Origin of the sequence: Acidovorax sp. BLS4, from assembly GCF_032929295.1 — a bacterium.
Lineage (GTDB): Bacteria > Pseudomonadota > Gammaproteobacteria > Burkholderiales > Burkholderiaceae_C > Paracidovorax.
Map to the genome: position 1 here is coordinate 3,695,887 of NZ_CP136797.1, position 20,448 is coordinate 3,716,334.

A 20,448-nucleotide genomic window follows, 5' to 3' on the forward strand; every position below is an offset into this window, starting at 1 on the left:
GCAAAAAAAGGCGGGGAAGGGGGCGGCCGGTGCGGTCAGGCCAACGCGGCGTCGGTGTCCATCAGCGGCTTGGCGCCGGCACGCGCGGTGCGCATCAGCGTGGCCGTTTCGGGGAACAGCTTGGCGAAGTAAAAACGCGCCGTCTGCAGCTTGGCGACATAGAACGGGTCGGTGTTGCCGTTGGCGATCTCGCGCAGCGCCACCTGGGCCATGCGGGCGAACAGGTAGCCGAACACCAGGTGGCCGGCCACGCGCAGGTAGTCCACGGCGGCGGCGCCCACTTCGTCGGGGTTCTGGAAGCCCTTGAAGCCGATCTCGGTGGTGAACTTGGTCATCTGCTCGCCCAGGTAGGCGATGGGATTGATGAACTCGGCCATCTTCTCGTTCACGCCCTCTTCCTGCACCAGCTGGCCCACCAGCTTGCCGAACTTCTTGAGCGTGGCGCCGTTGTTGCCCAGCACCTTGCGGCCCAGCAGGTCCAGCGACTGGATGGTGTTGGTGCCTTCATAGATCATGTTGATCCGGTTGTCGCGCACGAACTGCTCCATGCCCCATTCCTTGATGAAGCCGTGGCCGCCGAAGACCTGCATGCAGGCGTTGGTGGCGATGTGCCCGTTGTCGGTGATGAAGGCCTTGACGATGGGCGTGAGCAGCGCCACCAGTTCGTCGGCCTCCTGGCGCACCTTCTCGTCGGGGTGGCTGTGCGCCTTGTCCAGCAGCAGCGTGCAGTAGATCTGCAGCGCGCGGGCGCCCTCGGCATAGGCCTTGGCGGTCAGCAGCATCTTGCGCACGTCGGGGTGCACGATGATCGGATCGGCATCCTTGTCCTTGGCTTTCGTGCCCGACAGGCTGCGCATCTGCGTGCGGTCCTTGGCGTAGGCCAGCGCGTTCTGGAACGCCACTTCGGTCAGGCCCAGCGACTGGTTGCCCACGCCCAGGCGCGCGGCATTCATCATCACGAACATGGCCTGCAGGCCCTTGTGCGGCTGGCCCACCAGCGTGCCGATGGCGCCGTCGATGGCGATCTGCGCCGTGGCATTGCCGTGGATGCCCATCTTGTGCTCCAGCCCGGCGCAGAAGATCGGGTTGCGCTCGCCCAGCGAGCCGTCGGCGTTCACGTGGTACTTGGGCACGATGAACAGGCTGATGCCCTTGCTGCCCTTGGGCGCATCGGGCAGGCGGGCCAACACGAGGTGGACGATGTTCTCGGTGAAATCGTGCTCGCCCGCGCTGATGAAGATCTTGTTGCCGGTGATCTTGTAGGTGCCCTCGGGCGCGCCGGCCACGGGCTCGGCCTTGGTGCGCAGCAGCCCCAGGTCCGTACCGCAATGGGGCTCGGTCAGGCACATGGTGCCGGTCCATTCGCCGCTGGTCAGCTTGGGCAGGTAGAGCTTCTTTTGCTCGGGCGTGCCGTGCGCATGCAGCGCCTCGTAGGCGCCGTGCGACAGGCCGGGGTACATCGTCCAGGCCTGGTTGGCGCTGTTGAGCATTTCATACAGGCACTGGTTCAGCACGAACGGCAGGCCCTGGCCGCCGTACTCGGTCTCGCAGCTCAGGGCCGCCCAGCCGCCTTCCACGTACTGCGCGTAGGCCTGCTTGAAACCCTTGGGCGTGGTCACCTCGTGCGTCGCCTTGTCGAGCGTGCAGCCTTCCTCGTCCCCGCTGATGTTGAGCGGGAACGCCACGCCCGTGGCGAACTTGCCCGCCTCTTCCAGCACGGCGTTGATGGTGTCCACGTCCACGTCGGCATGCTTGGGCAGGGCCTTCAGTTCTTCGGTCGCCTTGAACACCTCGTGCAGTACGAATTGCATGTCGCGAAGGGGCGGCGTGTAGGTCGGCATGGGGGGCTCCTTGGATGGAAAGGGTGGGAAATGAAAAGAAAGGGGGGGAGAGAAAAGCAAAACGGGTCGGTCAATCCTGCGCGGGCGGCGGTGCGCCATAGCGGGTGAGGATGCTGTCGAAGCCGGCATTGGCCCGGTCGATGGAGCCAGGTGTCTGCAGGAAGCGCGCCTCGTAGTGCAGCGCCAGGATGAGGCCGTGGATCTCGAACAGCATCTGCTCGGCATTCACGTCGCCGCGCAGTTCGCCCTGCTCCTTGCACTGGTCGATGGCGCGCTTCATGGCGGCCAGCCAGGTCAGCACCGAACTGGCCAGCGCATCGCGCACGGGGCCGGTGCGGTCGTCGAACTCCACGGCACCGCTGATGTAGATGCAGCCCGAATCGATTTCGATGGAGGTGCGCTTCATCCAGTTGCCGAACAGGGCCCGCAGCCGCGGCAGGCCCCGTGGGGCGGACACGGCCGGGTAGAACACTTCCTGCTCGAAGCGCGCGTGGTATTCGCGGATGACGGAGATCTGCAGCTCCTCGCGCGAACCAAAATGGGCGAACACGCCGGACTTGCTCATGCCCGTCACGTCCGCCAGCGCACCGATCGACAGGCCTTCCAGCCCGATGTGCGTGGCCAGGCCCAATGCGGCCTCGACGATCGCCGCCTTGGTCTGCTGGCCCTTTTGCAAGGCGCGGCCTTCGCGGGTGCTGGCGGAGCGAACGGAGCGGGATGGGAGGGGGGTGACCGGCATGGAAAAAATAAAACGAACGATCGTGCTATTTTGCATGAAAACGCCGGGCCTGCCCATCCCGCGGGGCGATGAGGGGCTCTGCACCGGGAAAACCCCTAGCCGCGCGCGCAACGCTGGAACGGTGGGACGAAGCAACGCAGTGCGACTGCACCAAGCGGCACCGCCAGCCCGGCCGGTCTGGCGCGCTTCGGGGAAGTAGAACGTCTGGAATGCCTGGCATCACCCAGGCAGCAGGACCCGCAGCCGGTCAGGGACAGCGGGTCAGAGCAGCAGCGCGAGCGTGGCCTCGAGGTGCTCGCTGGGCGCGCGCCGAAAGCCCGAGCGCGCATGCCGCTGCAGCCGCCCCCGCACCAGATCGCACAGCGCTGCGGCTCTTACCTGGGCATCCACCGTAGGGGCATCGGCCCCGGCGGCCTGCGCGGCGGGGCGCAAGCACTGCCGCAGGCTCGATTCGATCTTGTCGAAGAACTGGTTCATGCGCTGTTGCAGGCGCTCGTTCTCCAGCACCAGGGCATCGCCCACCATCACGCGCACCATGCCGGGGTTGCGCTCGCCGAACTGCAGCACCATGGCGACGATGCGCGCGGCCTGCTGCGTGCCCGAGGTGTCGGACTGCGCACCGCGCTCCATGATCTGGTTCACCAGCGTGAGGACCGATTGCTCGATGAAATCGATCAGGCCCTCGAACATCTGCGCCTTGCTCGCGAAGTGCCGGTACAGAGCCGCCTCGCTGACCGAAAGGCGCGCCGCCAGCGCGGCCGTGGTGATGCGCTCCGATCCGGGCTGCTCCAGCATGCCGGCCAGCGCCTGCAGGATCTGCACTCGCCGCTCCCCCGGCTTGGGACGTTTGCGGGCCGCAGGGACGTCTTGCGCCCCGGTGGCGACAGGTTCAGGCAGGGACTGGAGTTCGGACATGGGCAACAGATGTATGCAATTGATTCTCGCACACGGTCCCGCCGGACTTCGGTGCAGACGTCCCCGCCTTTCCAGCGCCACGCTGCGCCGCCAGGGCGGCGGAACCATCAGCGGCACAGGCGGCTAGCGAACCTTGCGCGTCGGCGCGAAAAACACCGTCACCACCAGCCCCCGGCCGGCCGGCCCGCGCCCCAGGCCCAGCGCCGCGCCGTGCACGCGCGCGATTTCGTCGGCAATGGCCAGCCCCAGTCCGGTGCCCTCCCCCGCAGCCCCCGGCACCCGGTAAAAGCGCTGCAGCACCCTCGCCTGCTCCGCCTCGGGAATGCCCGGTCCGTCGTCCTCGACCTGCAGGAACGCGCCGCCGTTGGCAGCGCCGCCGCAGCGGATGGTCACGGCGCCACCGGCCGGCGTGTATTTGATGGCGTTGTCCACCAGGTTGGTGAGCAGCTCGCGAAGCAGCCAGCCGTGGCCCACGGCGCGGGCCGGCGCGACCTCCAGCCCCAGGTCCAGCCCCTTGGCGGTGGCTGCGTCGAGGAATGCCTCCAGCAGGCTTTCACACAGGTCCTTCAGATCCACGCTCTGCATGGCCTGTGCGTCCAGGCTGCGGGCATCCGCGCGCGACAGGGCCAGCAACTGGTGCGCCAGCTTGGAGGTGCGGCGGGTGGCCTGCCGCAGCTTCTCGATCTGGTCCGCTCCTAAATATATAGCACCATGCCCTAGTACCATTTGCGCTGGAGCCTGTTTTGATCCATGGCCCTCCCGGCCACTGCCCGCCTGCGCGGACAGCGCCCAGGCTTCCACCTGTGCCTGCAGGCTGGCCAGCGGCGTGCGCAGCTGGTGTGCGGCGTCGGCCACGAAGCGGCGCTGACCCTCGGCCTGCTCGTTCACCAGGGCGAACAGCCGGTTCAGCGAGTACACCAGGGGCCGCACCTCCACGGGCGACGCCGCTTCGTCGATGGGGTTCAAGTCCCGGGGCGAGCGCCGGGCGACGGCCTCGGCCAGGTCCACCAGCGGCTTGAACGCGCGGCGCACGGCCCAGTGGATGGCCAGCGCCGCGGCCGCCACCAGCACCAGGTTGGGCAGCAGCACGCGCAGCAGCATCTGCTTGCCCCACTGCTGGCGCGGATCGGAGCCGTCGGCCAGCGCCACCACCAGCTCGCCCGCCCCCGTGCGGCTGCGCTGGACGGCCACGCGGTAGGTGACGCTGTCGTACTCGACGCTGTGGAACTCGGGGTCGTGCGTGGCCGGCACGGCGCTCTGCACCCAGTCCTCGCCCAGCAGCACGCGGCCGGACAGGTCCTGCACGCTGTAGCCGGAAAAGCCGCTGTTCTGGCGCAGGAACTCCTCCACCGGGGGCGCGAGCAGCAGCAGCGGCGGGCCGCCGTCGCTCACGGGCGGGGCCACCACCGAGTCGGCCAGCGCCGGCAGCAGCCGCAGCAGGCGCTGGTCGTGCCGGCTGGCGGCCTCGTCCGCCGAGCGGTAGTCGAGCCACGCGCCCGCCAGCGCCAGGGCGCACAGCGGCAGGATCAGCAGCAGCAGCAGCCGGATGCGCAGCGCGGAGGTCATGGCGGCGGCCGGGGTGGGCGGGTGCAGGGGTGGGCGGGCGCGGAGACGGCGGGGCGCGCTCAGCCGCGCGGGGGCTGCAGCTCCAGCCGGTAGCCGAAGCCCCGGATGGAGCGCAGCGCCACGCCATTGGGCTCCAGCTTGCTGCGCAGGCGGGACACGTACACCTCCACCGCATTGGGCGTGATTTCCTTGTCCCAGCCGGTCAGGGCCTGCAGCAGCTTTTCCTTGCTGGCCGGCTTGGGCGCGTGGATCAGCAGGTATTCCAGCACCGTCCACTCGCGCGGGCCCAGCTCGATGGGCTGGCGCGCATGGGGATCGCTGACGGTGCGGATGCTCACGGTGCGGCCGGCGGTGTCCAGCTCCAGCGGCCCGAAGCTCAGGATGGCCGTGGTCGCGGCCTGAGAGCGCCGCAGCAGGGCCCGCAGCCGCGCCAGCAACTCGGGCAGCTCGTAGGGCTTGACCATGTAGTCGTCGGCGCCCAGGTCGAGCCCCTGCACGCGGTCGTGCAGGGCGTCGCGCGCCGTGAGGATGAGCACCGGCATGGCCGGATGGGCCATCTCGGGGCGGCGCAGGCAGCGCGTGAGTTCCAGGCCGTCCATGCCCGGCAGGCCGATGTCGATGATCGCGGCGTCGAACGATTCGGTGCGCAGCACCTCTTCGGCCCGCTCGCCGCTGCCCACCCAGTCCACCGCATAGCCGGCGTCGGTCAGGCCCAGCTTGATGCCGCTGGCCAGCATGACGTCGTCCTCGACCAGCAGCAGGCGCATCGCCCTGTCACCCGCTCAGGAACGGACCGGCGCGGCCCCGCCGGGGGCGGCGCGCTGCACGGCGGGCAAGGCGCAGACGGGCATCTCAGTGGCTGCGGATCATGGTGCCGTAGGCCTGCTCGGTCAGGATTTCCAGCAGCATGGCGTGCGGCACGCGGCCGTCGATGATGTGCACCGCGTTCACCCCGGCCTTGGCGGCATCGAGGGCGCCGGCGATCTTGGGCAGCATGCCGCCGGAGATGGTGCCATCGGCGAACAGCGTGTCGATCTCGCGGGCGGTAAGGTCGGTGAGCAGTTCGCCCGCCTTGTTCAGCACGCCCGGGATGTTGGTGAGGAGCACGAGCTTTTCGGCCTGCAGCACGGTGGCGAGCTTGCTGGCCACGACGTCGGCGTTGATGTTGTAGCTCTCGTTGTTCTCGCCGAAGCCGATGGGGCTGATGACGGGGATGAACGCATCGTCCTGCAGCGCCTTGACCACGCTCGGGTCGATGGAGACGATGTCGCCCACCTGGCCGATGTCGTGCTCGATGCTCGGGTCCTTGTTGTCCACCATCTTGAGCTTCTGGGCGCGGATCATGCCGCCGTCGCGCCCGGTGAGGCCCACGGCCTTGCCGCCCGCCTGGTTGATCAGGCCCACGATGTCCTGCTGAACTTCGCCCGCCAGCACCCACTCCACGACTTCCATGGTTTCGGCGTCGGTCACCCGCATGCCCTGGATGAACTGGCCCTTCTTGCCCAGGCGGTTGAGCGCGGTCTCGATCTGCGGGCCGCCGCCGTGCACCACCACCGGGTTCATGCCCACCAGCTTGAGCAGCACCACGTCCTCGGCGAAGTCGGCCTGCAGCGCCGGGTCGGTCATGGCGTTGCCGCCATATTTGATGACCATGGTCTTGCCATGGAACTTGCGGATGTAGGGCAGCGCCTGGGCCAGGATTTCGGCCTTGTCGCGCGGAGCAATCGAAAGAAGGTCGGTCGTCATGAAGAGCTCGCGGCTGAAGGAGCGGTTAAGCGATGGAGATGCGCATTGTGCCTTGCCCCGGCCCCCGGACGGCGCTGGGGCGGGACGGGCGCAGGAACGGGCCCGGACGGCACCGGGCGATGCCAATCAGCATCGGCCCGTGGGCGGTCTTCAGTGCCGCAGCCAGCTGGGCACCTTGAAGCGCACGATGGCCAGGTAGGCGGAGACGTAGGCGATCATGAAGAGGGCGCAGAAGATCGCCAGCACGACCGTGTTGCTCCAGAACAGCACCGCGGGCACCACCGTCAGCAGGGTAAAACCCCACAGGTAGGGCGAGGTGCGGTTGTTGCGCATGAGCACCCGGCGGGACTCGTCGTCGTGGAACACCCCGCGCACGATGCGCCGGTAGATGAGCTGATGAAAGTGCAGCGCGTCCGCCACGCCCGGCGAGACCCCGCGCACCAGCTTGCGATAGATGGAGAAGACGGTCTCCCACACCGGGTAGATCAGCAGCAGCATCGGGAACCAGGGCGACACGTCCTGGTTGCGCTGCACGAGCGAGATGCTGCCCAGCGCGATCACCACGCCCCAGATGTAGGAGCCCCCATCGCCGGCGAAGATCATGCCGCGCGGGTAGTTCCACACCAGGAACCCGGCCGTGGCCGCCGCCGTGCAAACGAACAGCGTCGCGAGCGACCGGTCCCCCACCTGCAGGCTGACGTGCGCCAGCGCCAGGCAGACGATGAACGCCACCATGCCCGCCAGGCCGTTGTAGCCGTCGATGATGTTGAAGGCGTGCGGCAGGCCGGCCACCGCCAGCACCACGATCACCATGCCCAGCCAGGGCGTCTGGGCCAGGAAGCCGTCCAGCCAGGGCAGGCCCATGCGCTGCACGTTCAGCTGCAGCACCATCAGCGCCAGCCCGCCCGACAGCGCCGTGAGCAGCAGGCGATAGCGCACGGTCAAGCGCTGCGTCAGGTCTTCCACGATGCCGCCCACCGCCGACGGCAGGAGCGCCACGATCCACCACACCACCCAGGCGCCGAGCCGCAGCGAGCCCGGATCGCCCATCCACGACGTCTGAACCACCCCCAGCATCCAGCTGCAGACCATGCCGGCCAGCAGCGCCGCCCCGCCCAGCCGGGGAATATCCCCCAGGTGGAACCGCTGCGGCATGGTGTCGCCATACACGGACGCGTGGTCGCGCCCCCAACGGACGATGCCCGCAGCCACCAGCGTGGAAACCAGAAACGCAACCAGAGACAACCAGATCATGGAGCGCCGATGGTATGCGGGCCGCGGGGGCCCTCCGGTAACAAAGATCGTGCCTGCCGATACACCGGCGAGCGCCACAGCCGCCACAGGCTGCGCACGTGCCAGGCGAGGTAGGCCATGCGGCGCTGGCTGTCGCGCTGCCCGACATGGCCCACGCGGGCCGCGCCCTTGTGCAGCCGCAGGCCCCTCAGCCGCATGCGCAAGCTCAAATCCACATCCTCGCAATACATGAAATACCCTTCATCGAATCCCTCCAGCGCGTCCCACACCGCCCGCCGCATCACCAGGAACGCCGCGTTCACCCAGTCCACCCGGTGCTCCCGTTGCCCGAGCACGCGGCGGCGCCACAGCGCAGCGGGCGACGGCAGCTCGCGCTCGGAATCCTGCAACTGGCCGCGGCCGTCCACCTGCTCCGGGTAGGCGCAGCCCACGTCCGCCGGCAGGGCGGCCTCGCACAGCGTGGGAAACGGGTTCGCGCCGAGCAGGCTGACGTCGGGGTTGAGCACGCAGACCATCGGTTCGGCCGCCCCGCGCAATGCGCGGTTGTGGTTGGCGCCGAAGCCCAGGGGCGACGCATTGCGGCGAATCTCCAGCACGAAGGGCCAGCCTCCGGCGGGGGCCTGCGGCTCGGCCTCGGGCAGGTTGAGCGTGAGCACCACGCGCGAAACGCTGGCCCCGCACAGGCGCGCCAGATCCTGCAGCAAAACCTGCACCCAGGGCCCGTGGCCGTGGCTGATCAGCGAGACCACCAGGCCCCGTTCCGCATTGAGAGATGACATCATGAACACGCTATTGTCGTCTGCCTCGCACACCGTCCTGCCAAGCGGGCCGCTGCCATGCGCCCGTCATAATCCGGGGATGACCCAAACAATCGAGGATTTGCACGTCTATCTGCGCACCATCAAGCAAGACGAACGCACCTCCCTTTCCGTGCTGGCGAGCCTTGTCCGCGAGGGATCCACGGTGCTCGACCTGGGCTGCGGCAGCGGCGCACTCGGGCAATATCTGGCAGAGACCCGGGGCTGCACCAGCGATGGCGTGACGCTCAGCGAAGCCGAGGCCGAACACGCCCGCCCCCACTACCGGCGCGTGGAAGTGTCCGATCTGGAAACGTGCGATCTGGTTACCCTTTTTACCGGCCAGCGCTACGACTACATCGTGTGTGCCGACGTGCTCGAACACCTGCGCCGCCCGGAGGGCATCCTGGCGCAATGCCGCGAACTGCTGGCAACCGGTGGTCAACTGCTGATTTCGGTGCCCAACGCCGGCTACTGCGGCCTGGTGGCCGAATTACTGCAGGGTGAATTCCGCTACCGGGAGGAAGGCCTGTTGGACCGCACCCACCTTCGCTTCTTCACCCGGCGATCATTGGGGCGGTTCCTGGGCGAGCAGCGCTGGGCCGTCGACCAGATCGACACCGTGCGCCGCGAGGTGCCCGAATCGGAGTTCAAGGCCGCCTTCGACCTGCTGCCACCGGCCGTGTCGCGCCATTTGCTCGGCGCACCCGATGCCATGGCCTACCAGTTCATCGCTGCGGCGCAGCCTGTCGCCCAGGCCATCGCCGAGGACCAGAGCGGCACGCCGGACCCGCAGGAAGCCCATGCCCTGTTCACCGCCCAGCTCTACCTGGGCCAGAACGGCGAATACGCCGAAGACCGCAAGCTGACCGCCACCGGCATCATTGGTCGCGAACGCCAGACGGTGCGCTTCGCACTGCCCGAGACGCCCACGCCCCTCACGAACGTGAGGCTCGACCCGGCAGACCGCCCCGGCTTCATGCACCTGCACGGCATCACCCTGCGCAATGCCCAGGGCGACGCGGTGTGGACGTGGCAGGCCGACACTGCATCGCGCTCGCTGCTGGCCCGCTCGCCCCACCGCCAGATCGTGTGGGAGCAGCCCATGCCGGCCGCCTCCCCCGCCACCTTGCTGCTGCTCACTGGCGACGACCCCTGGCTGGAGCTGCCGATCCCCCAGGATGTGCTGGCCGCCCAGGCCGGCCGCGGGGCCGCGCTGGACATCGACCTGGGATGGCCCATGTCCGCCGACTACCTGACCCTGTCCGGCGCCGTGTTCCCCTTACAGGACCGCATCGCCAAGCTTGAAAAGGACGCGACCCGGGCCCGGCACGAGGCCGAGCGGCGGCTGAACCAGACCCGCGAGGCGCTCGAATTGGAAAAGCGCGCTTTGGGCGAGCAAAAGGAAGTGCTCGAGGGCGACAAGCGCACCCTGGAGTACACCAACCAGGCCTTGCTGGAGCACAACGCCACGCTCAAGAGCAGCACCCAGACGCTGCTGCGCCAGCGGGCCGACCTGCAGCAGGAGTCCGCCCAGTTCCAGCGCAACGCCACCCGACTGCAGCATGAACTGGGCCGCCTGCAACACGACTACGGCGCCCTCGCCCACCACTTGAAAACAATCGAAAACTCCACCGTGTTCCGCGCGACCCGCCCCCTCGTCCACACCAAGATGCGCGTGGACCGCCTTCTGGGCCGTGCGCCCAAGCATGCCGCCGCAGCAGCGGCGGCGCAGGGGCCCGTGCAGGTCACGCCGCCGCAGCACCCCGTGGATGTGATCGTGCCGGTCTACCGGGGCCTGGCCGACACGCAGATGTGCGTCGATTCCGTGCTGGCCAGCCCGTGCGCCACGCCCTACCGCCTCATCGTCATCAACGACGCCAGCCCCGAGCCCGAAGTCACGGCCTGGCTGCGCGAGCGGGCCAAGCAGGACGAGCGCATCGTGCTGCTGGAAAACGAGGAGAACCTCGGCTTCGTCGGCACCGTCAACCGCGGCATGGCCCTGAGCGGCACCAACGACGTGCTGCTGCTCAACAGCGACACGGAGGTCGCCAACGACTGGCTCGACCGCATCCGCAACGCCGCCTACGGCGATGCCAAGGTGGCCTCGGTGACCCCGTTCTCCAACAACGCCACCATCTGCAGCTACCCGCGCTTTTGCAAGGACAACGACCTGCCGCCCGGCTACGACACGGCCCGCCTGGACGCACTGTGCGCCAGGACCCACCCGGGCGCGGTCGTGGACGTGCCCACGGGCGTCGGCTTTTGCATGTACATCCGGCGCGATTGCCTGGTGCAGTTGGGCTTGTTCGATACCGAGCATTTCGGCAAGGGCTACGGCGAGGAAAACGATTTCTGCCAGCGCGCGCACGCGGCCGGCTGGCGCAACCTGCACCTGCTGGACACCTTCGTGCTGCACACCGGCGGGGTCAGCTTCGGCGACAGCAAGAGCCCGCGCGAACTCGCGGCCATGGAAACCCTGCGCCGCCTGCATCCGCGCTATGAGCGCGACGTGCATGCGTTCGTGCAGGCCGATCCGGCGCAGCCCTACCGGCTGGCGCTCGACGTGGCCCGCATCGCCGAGGCCGGCCTGCCGGCCGTGCTCGCCGTGCTGCACGACCGGGCCGGTGGCACGGTCCGGCATGTCCGCGAACTGGCCGCGCACCTGGCGGACCAGGCCACCTTCCTGACCCTCACGCCCGCGCCTGGGCACAGCGTGCGGCTGCGCATGGCGGGGCAGGACGAGGGCTTCGAACTCACCTTCCGCCTGAACGACCAGTACGACGACCTGCTCGGCGTGCTGCGGCAGCTGGGCGTGCGGCAGGTGCACTTTCACCACCTGCTGGGCCACGGCCAGGAAGTTCGCAACATCCCGCACCTGCTGGATGTGCCCTACGACTTCACCGCGCACGACTACTACAGCTACTGCACGCACATCTCGATGACCGACACGACCAACCGGTACGCCGGCGAGATCGGTCCCGGGCAATGCAAGTGCTGCACGCCGGAGATGCATTCCCCCCTGGGCGGCACCGTCGCCGAATGGCGTGGCGCGAATGCGCGCCTGCTCACCGGCGCACGCCGGGTGCTCGCGCCCAGCCACGACACGGCGCGGCGCATCGCCGGCTTCGCGCCGGCGGCGCACGTGCACGCCGTACCGCACACCGATCTGCCCGACAGCGCGGCGCTGCCGCTGCCCGCGCCGCGCACGCTGCAGCCTGGCCAACGGCTGCGGGTGGTGGTGATCGGCGCCCTGAGCGCCATCAAGGGCGCGGACGTGCTGGAAGCCGTGGCCGCCGAGGCGGCCCGCCGCAACGCCCTCGTGGATTTCCACCTGATCGGCTACGGCTACCGCCACCTTCAGACGCAGCCCCGCGCCCGCCTGACCATCCATGGCGAGTATGAAGAGAAGGACCTGCCCGGCCTGCTGCAATGGCTGGAGCCGGACCTGGTCTGGTTCCCCGCCCAATGGCCCGAGACCTACAGCTACACCCTGAGCGCCGCGCTGCTGGCCGGCCTGCCGGTGGTCGTGCCCGACATCGGCGCCTTCGCCGAGCGGCTGGCGGGCCGGCCCTGGAGCTGGGTGCACCCCTGGGATGCCACGCCCGCCCAATGGCTGGCCTGGTTCACCGAGGTCCGCGACCGGCATTTCGCCCGGGGCGAGGCCCCGGCCCTGGCCGAGGCACAGCCGACTGCCCTCTTGCCGCATGAATCGTCCGCGCCGTTCCGCTACGAGACCGACTACCTGGCGGACTCCAGGCCCGTGGCTGCGCTGACCCCCATGACCCTGGCCGACCTGCAGCCCTACCTGCCCCAGGCCACACCCACCGCCGCCGCCAAATCAGGCGTGCTGTCGGCGGTGGTCTATCTGCGCTCGCTGCCGGTGCTGCGTGGCGTTGCACGGCGCATCCCGGCGCAGTGGCAGCGCCGGGTCAAGAACTGGCTGCAAGCCTGAACCGGCTCCGCGCCGCGCGGCGCCGGAATGAAACAGGGCTGCCCTCTCCGGCAGCCCTTTTTTGTTTTTGGAAGACCCGTCTGCGCCCTCGTGCGATGGATGGCGGCGATGGGCGATCCGGGCCCTATTTGCCCAGCAGCAGAAAGATCTCGTTGTTGAGCAGCAACTCGTCCGGATATTGGCCGTGCAGGGCCGCTGGAATGTCCATCTGCACACTGCGCCGCTCCTGGCGAATGACCCGAAAGCCCACCCGGGTCATCAGGGCCACCAGCTCGTCCGCCGTCAGCCGGTTCAATGCCTTGTACTCGTTGAAGACGAACTTCTTGTACCCCTCGACACCGAAGTCGTCGAAGCCGAAATCGCGCTCGGCGCCATCGATCGGCCCTTCGTGCGCCTGGATGATGGCCCACAGCTCGTCATCGCTCACCAGCAGGTGGTGCCAGGGCACCTCGTCATAGCGCCGCAGGTGCGAGCCGAAGGGAGAAAAATACAGCGGCTCGATCTGCAGGAAGAACACGCCCCCGGGATTGAGCGCCGCGTACAGGTCGCGGGCGATGGGTTCGAGCTGGTCCTGGCTCACATGCTCGAACGTGGACCAGCTGAAAATCCCGTCCACCGGCCGCCGTCCAGCCAGCGGGGTGGCGGGTGCGATGGTCTCGAAGCTCAGGGCCTTCGGCACGCGGCGAAGGCCCAGTTGCTCCTTCGCGATGCGCGGCAGCTTGGCGTACTCCTGCCGGATATCGATGCCATGGATCGACGTCGCCCCGTGGCGCAGGACCAGGGCCAGGTCCGTGATGCCGTCGCCACAACCGAAGTTGAGGAGCCGCGCCGTCTTCACATCCAGCGCCGAACCCAGCCAGTGCTGGACCACATCGGCCGCATAGTGGAAGTGCGCCCGGAACCACTCGTCGGAAATGCGCTCGGCATCCCACTGGGGCGGTCCCCAAAATCGTTGCTGGATGCGATCGAACAGAGTGGTCATGGAGGAAAACGCCTGTCGCAGGATTTCAATCAGTCAAAGGGCTCGGAGCCAGGAAGGGGGTCAGTCAGGCCCACCACACCCTGCGCTCAGGGCTTGGCGAGCACATAGGCATCCTGGTGGTTCCAGAAATGCACCAGCGAACGGTGAACGAGCTTGTCCGCGCCCACTGTCTCCGCGATGCGCGCGAGGACGAAGTCCTCGGACGTGAACGCGGTGCCGTATTCCTGCACATCGATGGCCTGGGATTCGCTGGACGGAGCGAAGAAGAAGCCGTCATCGTCCAGCGCAACGCTGTCGTGCGCCGCCGCTTTCAAGCCATGCGTGGAGAACACCAGAACCCCTCCAGGTGCCACGCCGTCGTACAGGCACTGCAGCCAGCGGGCCCAGGTGCGGCGCGGCAGGTGGCTGAACAGCGACAGCACGAACACCACGTCGTACTGCTGATCCCACACCAGGCTTTCCGGCACGGTGGACGACAGCACGCTCCGCACGCCGAAAGTGCGCTGCGCGAACGCCATGGCGTCCGGCACGACGTCGGACACCGTCACCCGGTCCGCGCCCAGCGCCTTCACCAGATGCCGCGTGAAGCGGCCGTGCCCGCTCGCGAACTCCATGAAACGCGGGGTCTTGAGCAAAGGCCGGTCCACGGTCTCCAGCAGCGTCATCAGCTCGGACAGCGTGCGCCAGCCATCCGCGAGATAGTCGCGCAGAGGGTTGGTACTGGAGGGATGGCCCTCGAAGAAGCGAAAGATGTCGTCGGCGCGCGCGATCTCGCAGTTCAGCCCCATCATCTGGGAGAAGGCGCCCGGCAACGTGTGCTGCTCGATGAGCTGGTGGGCGGTGAGGCGCGTTTCGCGGTCCTGCAAGGCATGGCGCAAGGCCTCTGCGGCCAGGACGCGCTCGTCGCGTTCGAGGTGCTGGATTCCGAGGGCCAGCCAGTCGGAGGCCTTTTGAGGAGGGGCGGTCAGATCGTTCATGGGGTCAAGGGCCGGGGGAAGATCCTGCCGAAAGGCGGAAAACCGTCATTGGCAAAAAATGGCTCCGGCGCATATTCTACTAGGGCATTAAGCTATCAAAAATATAGCATCTCGTTGAAGGGAGATCCCGGCCGTCCACGGCGGCAGAACGCAAGCGCCCTGCAGTGGGCCGGCCGGCATGCTCACCCCCAGTGGTGCGGCAATTTCACCAGCCCCGGCATGAGGGTTGCAGCGACCCAGTTGAAGTTCAGGAACTGGAACCACTCGTCGTACACCACCAGGCCGCTCTCGTCGAAGAGGAATGCACTGATCACGTAGTCCCCGCTGTGCAGCGGCAGGCTGGGAAACGTCAGCACCGAGCGCCACAGGCCATCGCCCAGCGACACGGGCGCCGCGCCCTCTTCGTGGGTGGCCAGCGACGTGATGCCGACCCCTTTGGACTGCTCGATCATGAAGCCGACATTGGGCCGCTCGCCCCCCCGGCCGCGCACCGTGATGTGGGCGATCAGGTCTTTGCCGGACAGCCGGCCGTAGCCGCCGTCCTGCGGTTCGCCCAGGTTCTGGATCTCCACCGACAGAATGCGGGCGGAGCCATCGTCGCGGGCCGGGGCATTGCCATTGCGCTGCCGGCGGCCGGTGGCGGAAGCCGCCTCGGCGCCCGAAACCTTGGAGGCGGCTTCGCCGTCGTCCAGCGGAGCGCCGTTGTCGGGCGCGGGTGCATCGCTGGCGCCCTCCTGCCGCGCCGCCGCGTGGTGCTGGCTCTCTGCATTGCGCAGGCGGGAGTGCACGTCATAGGCGCCCAGCACGGGCTCCGTCAGTCCGAACTGCTTGACGCGCCCCCCGTCCAGCCAAAGCGCCAGATCGCACAGATGGCGGATGTGGTATGGGCTGTGCGAGCAGAACAGGATCGTGCAGCCGGCATTGCGGAACGCCATGATGCGGTCCACGCATTTCTTCTGGAAATGCTGATCGCCCACCGCCAGGGCTTCGTCGATGATCAGCACGTCGGGCTGCACCGCGGTCACCAGCGCGAAGGCCAGCCGGACCGACATGCCCGAAGAGTAGGTTTTGACCGGCCGGTCCAGCGCCTCGCCCAGCTCGCAGAACTCGATGATCTCCGGCTCCAGCCGCTCCATCTCTTCGCGGTCAATGCCGATCAGGCTGCCGCCGAAGTACAAGTTGTCGCGGCCGCTGAAGTCGGGGTGGAAACCCGCGCCCAACTCCAGAATGGCAGTGACCCGGCCCACCCGCTCGATCGAGCCCGTGGAGGGCTGGAGCGTGCCGGCCAGCAGCTTGAGCAGCGAACTCTTGCCAGCCCCGTTGTCGCCGATGACGCCGATGCACTGGCCGCGCTGCAATTCGAAGGAGACGCCTTTCAAGGCCCAATGGCTGCGGTGCGCCGATCGCCCGGTGATCAAGGACTTGAGCCGCTGGCGGGGAGAGGCGTAGAGCTTGTACTCCTTGCCAACGTCCTGCACTTTCAGAACGGTCTCGGAGGTGCGTTCGATCATCGTCATAGCCAGTCCACCAACTGATCACGGCTGCGTTTGACCAACGTGTTCAAAGCCAGCGCCAGGACCACAAGCCAGACCACGCCCGCCACCCAGACACCCATCGGCGGCCAATTGCCCTGCAGCAGCACTTGCTGGTAGCCGATCACCAGGGCCGTCATGGGATTTAGCCAAAGCACCCAGCGCCAGTTGGCCGGGAACATCGTCAGGGGAAAAAGAATGGGCGTGAGATAGATGCCCACGGACAGCAGAAAGCCGACGATCTGAACGGTGTCTCTCAGCGCCGCAGCCAGGATGGCCAGCAGGTAACCCAGCAGCACGCAGAGGACCAACTGCAGGGCCATGAGAGGCACCATGGCCAGCATGGCAGGACGGAACCCATGCAGCGGCGTGTATACCAGCGCCACGAGACACAGGAGCGGTCCAAAAATCACCGCGCTCGCCAGCACCGAACGGGTCGTGAAGAGCACTGGGGGCAGCGGGTTTTTCTGCAGCATGCTTCCCGCCTCGATGAGGCTGTTCATGCCGCGCGACACCGCATCGCAGAAAGCCATCCAGGGCAGCGCACCCACGACCAGGAACGTGCCAACGGCATGCGTCGGCGCGCCTTCTCCCAAACGCATGGAAAAGACCACATCGAAGACAAGATAGTAGGCAGCCACCGTCAACAGGGGCTGGAGATAGGGCCACAGCACGCCGACAGCGGTGCCTGCGTGGCGCGCGGCCACCTCGCGTTGCACCAGAACCCACACCAGAGAGCGCGCGCTCCAGATCGCGCGCCATTCATTCCACAAAGTTTGCATGCAGCTTGTTCAGAGGATGGCAGTCGGCCCACCAGAAATAAAAGAAGCAAGTACCCGAAAGGGCACTTGCTTCACCTCCACCAACGTGGAGCTTCAGGGAGCGATCTTAGTGGGCGGAATTTTTGCCGCATAAGACTGAGAGTAAGAAGCGATGGCGGACGCATCAATCTTTGCTTCTTGCTGCATCTTCTGCGCTTCCGCAACACGCGCCTCCTGGCGAACGTTGTTGCGCACTTCGTTCATCAACTCTTCACGGACTTCGCTGAACGAACGGGTGCGTGCGGGGATGCGCTCTTCGAGCTTGAGAATGTGAAACCCGAACTGGGTCTCGACGATATCGCTGAGCTGACCAGGCTTGGTCAACGCAAAAGCGGCTTCATCGAATTGTGCTGCCATGCGGCCGCGTTCGAAAGCGCCTAAATCTCCACCCTTTTCGGCAGAGCCCTTGTCCGCGGAACGCTCTTGGGCCAGCTTGGCGAAGTCAGCACCGGCTTTGAGTTCCTGCATGATCTTTTCGATCTGCGCGCGCGAGTTGGCGTCGGAACCCTCCACCAGAATGTGCCTCACCCGAACTTGTTCCGCCACCTTGAAGCGCTCAGGCTTGGCCTTGTAGATGTCTCGCGCCATGCCTTCGGCAGCGACATCGTTCGGCGTGCTTTGCTTGTCGATTTTTGCGATGTAAGCATCTGACAGCACCTTGTCCCGCGCAATCTTCAGGGCTGCTGCCACCTCGGGGTCCTTCTCTACCCCTTCAGTTTCGGCCCGTGCGGCCATCACCCGGCGTGCGTAAAGATTAGAGGCAATCTGCGTGACGGTCTGAGGACGTGCCAGAACGGTGTCGCGCATCTCGGCAGGCATGCGAAGAGAGTCCGCTTGAATGTCCAGCGTATCGATCGCGACTTTCGGCCCCTGAATCAACACCGGAGCTTGGGCATGGACCGAAAGAGCGGTTGCAGAAAGTGCTGCCAAAGCAAGCAGGCGATAGGTTGAGCGAATCATGTGCAAATCCAACACTCCATCAAAAAAAGCATTAAAAAAAAAGGCGGGGTTGCCCCCGCCTTTTTTGGTTCACATTGCTGTGAAAAGTGCCGTTCAAATTACTGAGCGACAAACGTCGGGAACGTGAAGCGGTGGGGCCACGTGATACCGTAGGTACCGGACGTGCCAGCCGCAGCGCTGGGGTTCGACAGCTTGATGAACGAAGCGCCCAGGATTGGCAGACCCAGCGAGTTGCCAGCCACCGAGTTAGGCACATCCACGCGGCTCCAGCCGTTGGTGAACGAACCGCTCGACAGATCTTGACGTGCCACCGAAGCGCCCAGCACAGAGGTGCCGCCATCACGGAAGCTCAGCACGCTGGTTTCGCCGCAGAAACGGGTCTGCGTGATGGAACCAGGCGAGAACACTGCGCCGGTCGTGGTCGTGGTTTCTTCGCGGTCGAAGAACGCTTGGCCCGTCGAGCTCACGCAGATGGCACCACCGGTGGTAGCCAGCGACGTGTTGCCTGGGTTGAAACGCTCGTCAGCAACACCGTTGCCGGTGGCGATCAGGTCGGAGAAGTAGCGAACTTGAGCAGCGTTGCCACCGGTTTGCGCAGCAGCGTAGTTAGACGCCACGTTGTAACGACGGGTAGGCATGGAGAACACCCAGTCCGTCTTGGCGGAGATGCTCGTGTCGTTAGCGTACTGGTTAGCGATCGAGGTCACAGCCAGGGCGTTCGTCAGCAAGCGAGCTTGCGTCAGAGGAGCCGTTGCGCTAGGAGCCGTCACGTAAGGCGTCGACATGTCGGGCAGGTCATAGTTCGCGGCAGCGATTGCTGGCACGGTCGTAGGAGCCGTCGTACCCGTGGTGAACACGTTCACCGTACGGAACAGCGGGTCAGCCGTGTACGTGTCAGGCGTAGGTGCTGCGCTGGCCGATTGCGGGAAGTGCACGAAGTTAGCAATGGCTTGAGCGCCGTTGTTTTCAGCACGGATTGCAGTAGCGCCACCCGAGAACGTCGTCGTTTGAGCGACGTTGATGATGTACCAGTCGCCCAGCAGGCCGGTCGAAGGCGTGTCGAAACCAGCTGCAGCCACGGCGGCAGGCGTCGTGAAGTTTTGCAGCGTAGCGTTCAGGGTGGAGGACGTGCAAGGTGCAACGCCGTTCACGTGCTTGATAGCCGTGTACAGGGGGTTGACCGTGGTCGTGCCAGCCAGCAGCTGAGGAATGTCAGCCATGTTGAAGATTTCAACGTAGCCTTCACGCGTGTTGTTGGCCTTGTCGGCTTCCGAGATGCCAGGATTCAGACGGTCGGTCACGAAACGTTGGTTCACACCCCGGGCCAGCGTAGGCAACGTGCAGGTGCCGTCAGCGGTCACAATTTGTGCCACGCCATCGGAACCAGCCGTCACGGCAGCGGTCCACACGTCACCAGGCGACATGAAGACTTGGAAGTCAAGAATGTCGTCGGAGTTCAGGGCGCCGCGGAAACGAACCTTCACGGCCTTGCCGTTGGAGGTGTCGGTGTTCACAACGTGCATCACGGTCATGTTGCCGTTTTGTGCGTTGAAGTAAGGAACCAGCAGTGCATGACCCACGCCGCCTTCCGCGAACGACATCGTCGTAGCGGTCGTCGTCTTCAGCGGAGCCGTACCAACGACCACATCAGCAGATGCGGCGCCAGCAAAGCCCAGGCCACCAATCATGGCAGCAATGCTCAGGGCCAGAACATTTTTTCTCATATCAAGAACTCCAGTTAAAAAGTTGGTAAGCGCAACTACCACGATTGATTACGCTAAGGGATGGTAGCACAGCGCTCTGACGTGTTGTACAACGGAACCGCTGTAACAAAACCTGTTGTTGAGGAAATGCAACACCGTATGCGGTGAGGTGAATCTTGCTTCGCAAGACCGCTTGCAAACGCCTTCGAAGATCCCTATCAAAGATCTTGATAGTGCCACCACTGGCCATCTTCAAGCAGCCATGTCTCGTTCAGGTAGCTGTCGATCGTACCAAGCTTTGAACCGATCACGGCAGGCTGAACTCCCAATTTCACCTGAGTGGTGCACTTCTCGCCCTCACAAGTGACTTTCGTGACCTCCACGCTCTTGACGGCAACACCAGCACCAAATTGCATCTTGAATTGGTCGGCTGTCCTGGTTTTGCGGTAAGAAGGCGTGGACAAGGCATAGGCCTTGTCGTACTGACCGGCCACCCTCGCTTTCCAATACTCCGTTGCCCGCTGCTCGACGATCTGTTCTGGAGTGGCAGGCTTGAAGGCGGCGCATCCTGAGAGTGCCATGACGCCTGCAGCCAAGACAATGGCGCCCATCCGGCGACGGAAAGTGGTGTTTTGAACCATGGTTGTGTTGATCTCCTGT

The 20,448-nt window shown here is 66.1% G+C and carries 16 protein-coding genes; 1 reads left to right on the plus strand and 15 read right to left on the minus strand.

Annotated elements, in window-relative coordinates; all coding sequences use genetic code 11:
- Positions 1–35 precede the first annotated feature (35 nt).
- The 8 genes from R1Z03_RS17020 to R1Z03_RS17055 form a co-directional block, all read right to left on the minus strand.
- Entirely contained in the window at positions 36–1,841 is a 1,806-nt protein-coding gene (locus R1Z03_RS17020; protein WP_284429729.1) for an acyl-CoA dehydrogenase C-terminal domain-containing protein, read from the minus strand.
- A gap of 70 nt (positions 1,842–1,911) precedes the next feature.
- Positions 1,912–2,580 carry a TetR/AcrR family transcriptional regulator gene (locus tag R1Z03_RS17025; protein ID WP_272569803.1) on the minus strand — a complete coding sequence of 223 codons (669 nt, stop codon included), beginning with the start codon at positions 2,578–2,580 and terminating at the stop codon, positions 1,912–1,914.
- Between the two features lie 261 nt (positions 2,581–2,841).
- A complete protein-coding gene (gene slmA / locus R1Z03_RS17030) occupies positions 2,842–3,495 on the minus strand; it encodes a nucleoid occlusion factor SlmA (protein ID WP_317353145.1) in 654 nt (217 codons plus the stop codon).
- A 123-nt stretch (positions 3,496–3,618) separates the two neighbouring features.
- Entirely contained in the window at positions 3,619–5,061 is a 1,443-nt protein-coding gene (locus R1Z03_RS17035) for an ATP-binding protein (RefSeq protein ID WP_317353149.1), read from the minus strand.
- Positions 5,062–5,120: 59 nt separating this feature from the next.
- Complete coding sequence (locus tag R1Z03_RS17040; RefSeq protein WP_317353151.1) at positions 5,121–5,828, minus strand: response regulator transcription factor; 708 nt, start codon at positions 5,826–5,828, stop codon at positions 5,121–5,123.
- An 85-nt stretch (positions 5,829–5,913) separates the two neighbouring features.
- Entirely contained in the window at positions 5,914–6,807 is an 894-nt protein-coding gene (gene argB / locus R1Z03_RS17045; protein ID WP_092745378.1) for an acetylglutamate kinase, read from the minus strand.
- A gap of 150 nt (positions 6,808–6,957) precedes the next feature.
- A complete protein-coding gene (locus R1Z03_RS17050; RefSeq protein WP_284404934.1) occupies positions 6,958–8,061 on the minus strand; it encodes a glycosyltransferase family 4 protein in 1,104 nt (367 codons plus the stop codon).
- A complete protein-coding gene (locus tag R1Z03_RS17055; RefSeq protein WP_284429726.1) occupies positions 8,058–8,843 on the minus strand; it encodes a glycosyltransferase in 786 nt (261 codons plus the stop codon). Before R1Z03_RS17055 ends, R1Z03_RS17050 begins: the two co-directional genes overlap by 4 nt.
- A gap of 76 nt (positions 8,844–8,919) precedes the next feature.
- On the opposite strand from R1Z03_RS17055, the gene R1Z03_RS17060 reads away from it, so the two are divergent.
- On the plus strand, positions 8,920–12,813 hold the full coding sequence (locus R1Z03_RS17060; RefSeq protein ID WP_317353157.1) for a methyltransferase domain-containing protein: 3,894 nt from the start codon (positions 8,920–8,922) through the stop codon (positions 12,811–12,813).
- 124 nt (positions 12,814–12,937) lie between these two features.
- On the opposite strand, the gene R1Z03_RS17065 is transcribed toward R1Z03_RS17060, so the two are convergent.
- The 7 genes from R1Z03_RS17065 to R1Z03_RS17095 all read right to left on the minus strand — a co-directional run bounded on the left by R1Z03_RS17065 (position 12,938) and on the right by R1Z03_RS17095 (position 20,429).
- On the minus strand, positions 12,938–13,795 hold the full coding sequence (locus R1Z03_RS17065; RefSeq protein ID WP_284404928.1) for a class I SAM-dependent methyltransferase: 858 nt from the start codon (positions 13,793–13,795) through the stop codon (positions 12,938–12,940).
- 86 nt (positions 13,796–13,881) lie between these two features.
- The gene (locus R1Z03_RS17070) at positions 13,882–14,772 is read right to left on the minus strand and encodes a bifunctional 2-polyprenyl-6-hydroxyphenol methylase/3-demethylubiquinol 3-O-methyltransferase UbiG (RefSeq protein WP_284429723.1); all 891 of its coding nucleotides are present in this window, start codon (positions 14,770–14,772) and stop codon (positions 13,882–13,884) included.
- A 182-nt stretch (positions 14,773–14,954) separates the two neighbouring features.
- Positions 14,955–16,289 (minus strand): ABC transporter ATP-binding protein, encoded by a 1,335-nt coding sequence (locus tag R1Z03_RS17075; protein ID WP_317353161.1) that lies wholly within the window; start codon positions 16,287–16,289, stop codon positions 14,955–14,957.
- The gene (locus R1Z03_RS17080; RefSeq protein ID WP_284398121.1) at positions 16,286–17,086 is read right to left on the minus strand and encodes an ABC transporter permease; all 801 of its coding nucleotides are present in this window, start codon (positions 17,084–17,086) and stop codon (positions 16,286–16,288) included. Before R1Z03_RS17080 ends, R1Z03_RS17075 begins: the two co-directional genes overlap by 4 nt.
- A gap of 93 nt (positions 17,087–17,179) precedes the next feature.
- Positions 17,180–18,085, minus strand: a complete 906-nt coding sequence (locus R1Z03_RS17085; RefSeq protein ID WP_317353165.1) for a peptidylprolyl isomerase — start codon at positions 18,083–18,085, stop codon at positions 17,180–17,182.
- Positions 18,086–18,183: 98 nt separating this feature from the next.
- Positions 18,184–19,809 (minus strand): cell surface protein, encoded by a 1,626-nt coding sequence (locus R1Z03_RS17090; protein ID WP_317353168.1) that lies wholly within the window; start codon positions 19,807–19,809, stop codon positions 18,184–18,186.
- 197 nt (positions 19,810–20,006) lie between these two features.
- Positions 20,007–20,429: a hypothetical protein gene (locus R1Z03_RS17095; protein ID WP_317353170.1), complete on the minus strand. Its 423-nt coding sequence runs from the start codon at positions 20,427–20,429 to the stop codon at positions 20,007–20,009.
- Positions 20,430–20,448: the final 19 nt, after the last annotated feature.

Coding starts and splice junctions, on each gene's coding strand:
- R1Z03_RS17055 (WP_284429726.1), bottom strand. CDS start 8,843: ATGATGTCATCTCTCAATGCGGAACGGGGCCTGGTGGTCTCGCTGATC.
- R1Z03_RS17025 (WP_272569803.1), bottom strand. CDS start 2,580: ATGCCGGTCACCCCCCTCCCATCCCGCTCCGTTCGCTCCGCCAGCACC.
- R1Z03_RS17060 (WP_317353157.1), top strand. CDS start 8,920: ATGACCCAAACAATCGAGGATTTGCACGTCTATCTGCGCACCATCAAG.
- R1Z03_RS17065 (WP_284404928.1), bottom strand. CDS start 13,795: ATGACCACTCTGTTCGATCGCATCCAGCAACGATTTTGGGGACCGCCC.
- argB (WP_092745378.1), bottom strand. CDS start 6,807: ATGACGACCGACCTTCTTTCGATTGCTCCGCGCGACAAGGCCGAAATC.
- R1Z03_RS17020 (WP_284429729.1), bottom strand. CDS start 1,841: ATGCCGACCTACACGCCGCCCCTTCGCGACATGCAATTCGTACTGCAC.
- R1Z03_RS17035 (WP_317353149.1), bottom strand. CDS start 5,061: ATGACCTCCGCGCTGCGCATCCGGCTGCTGCTGCTGCTGATCCTGCCG.
- R1Z03_RS17075 (WP_317353161.1), bottom strand. CDS start 16,289: ATGACGATGATCGAACGCACCTCCGAGACCGTTCTGAAAGTGCAGGAC.
- R1Z03_RS17085 (WP_317353165.1), bottom strand. CDS start 18,085: ATGATTCGCTCAACCTATCGCCTGCTTGCTTTGGCAGCACTTTCTGCA.
- R1Z03_RS17090 (WP_317353168.1), bottom strand. CDS start 19,809: ATGAGAAAAAATGTTCTGGCCCTGAGCATTGCTGCCATGATTGGTGGC.
- R1Z03_RS17080 (WP_284398121.1), bottom strand. CDS start 17,086: ATGCAAACTTTGTGGAATGAATGGCGCGCGATCTGGAGCGCGCGCTCT.
- R1Z03_RS17070 (WP_284429723.1), bottom strand. CDS start 14,772: ATGAACGATCTGACCGCCCCTCCTCAAAAGGCCTCCGACTGGCTGGCC.
- R1Z03_RS17050 (WP_284404934.1), bottom strand. CDS start 8,061: ATGATCTGGTTGTCTCTGGTTGCGTTTCTGGTTTCCACGCTGGTGGCT.
- slmA (WP_317353145.1), bottom strand. CDS start 3,495: ATGTCCGAACTCCAGTCCCTGCCTGAACCTGTCGCCACCGGGGCGCAA.
- R1Z03_RS17095 (WP_317353170.1), bottom strand. CDS start 20,429: ATGGTTCAAAACACCACTTTCCGTCGCCGGATGGGCGCCATTGTCTTG.
- R1Z03_RS17040 (WP_317353151.1), bottom strand. CDS start 5,828: ATGCGCCTGCTGCTGGTCGAGGACGACGTCATGCTGGCCAGCGGCATC.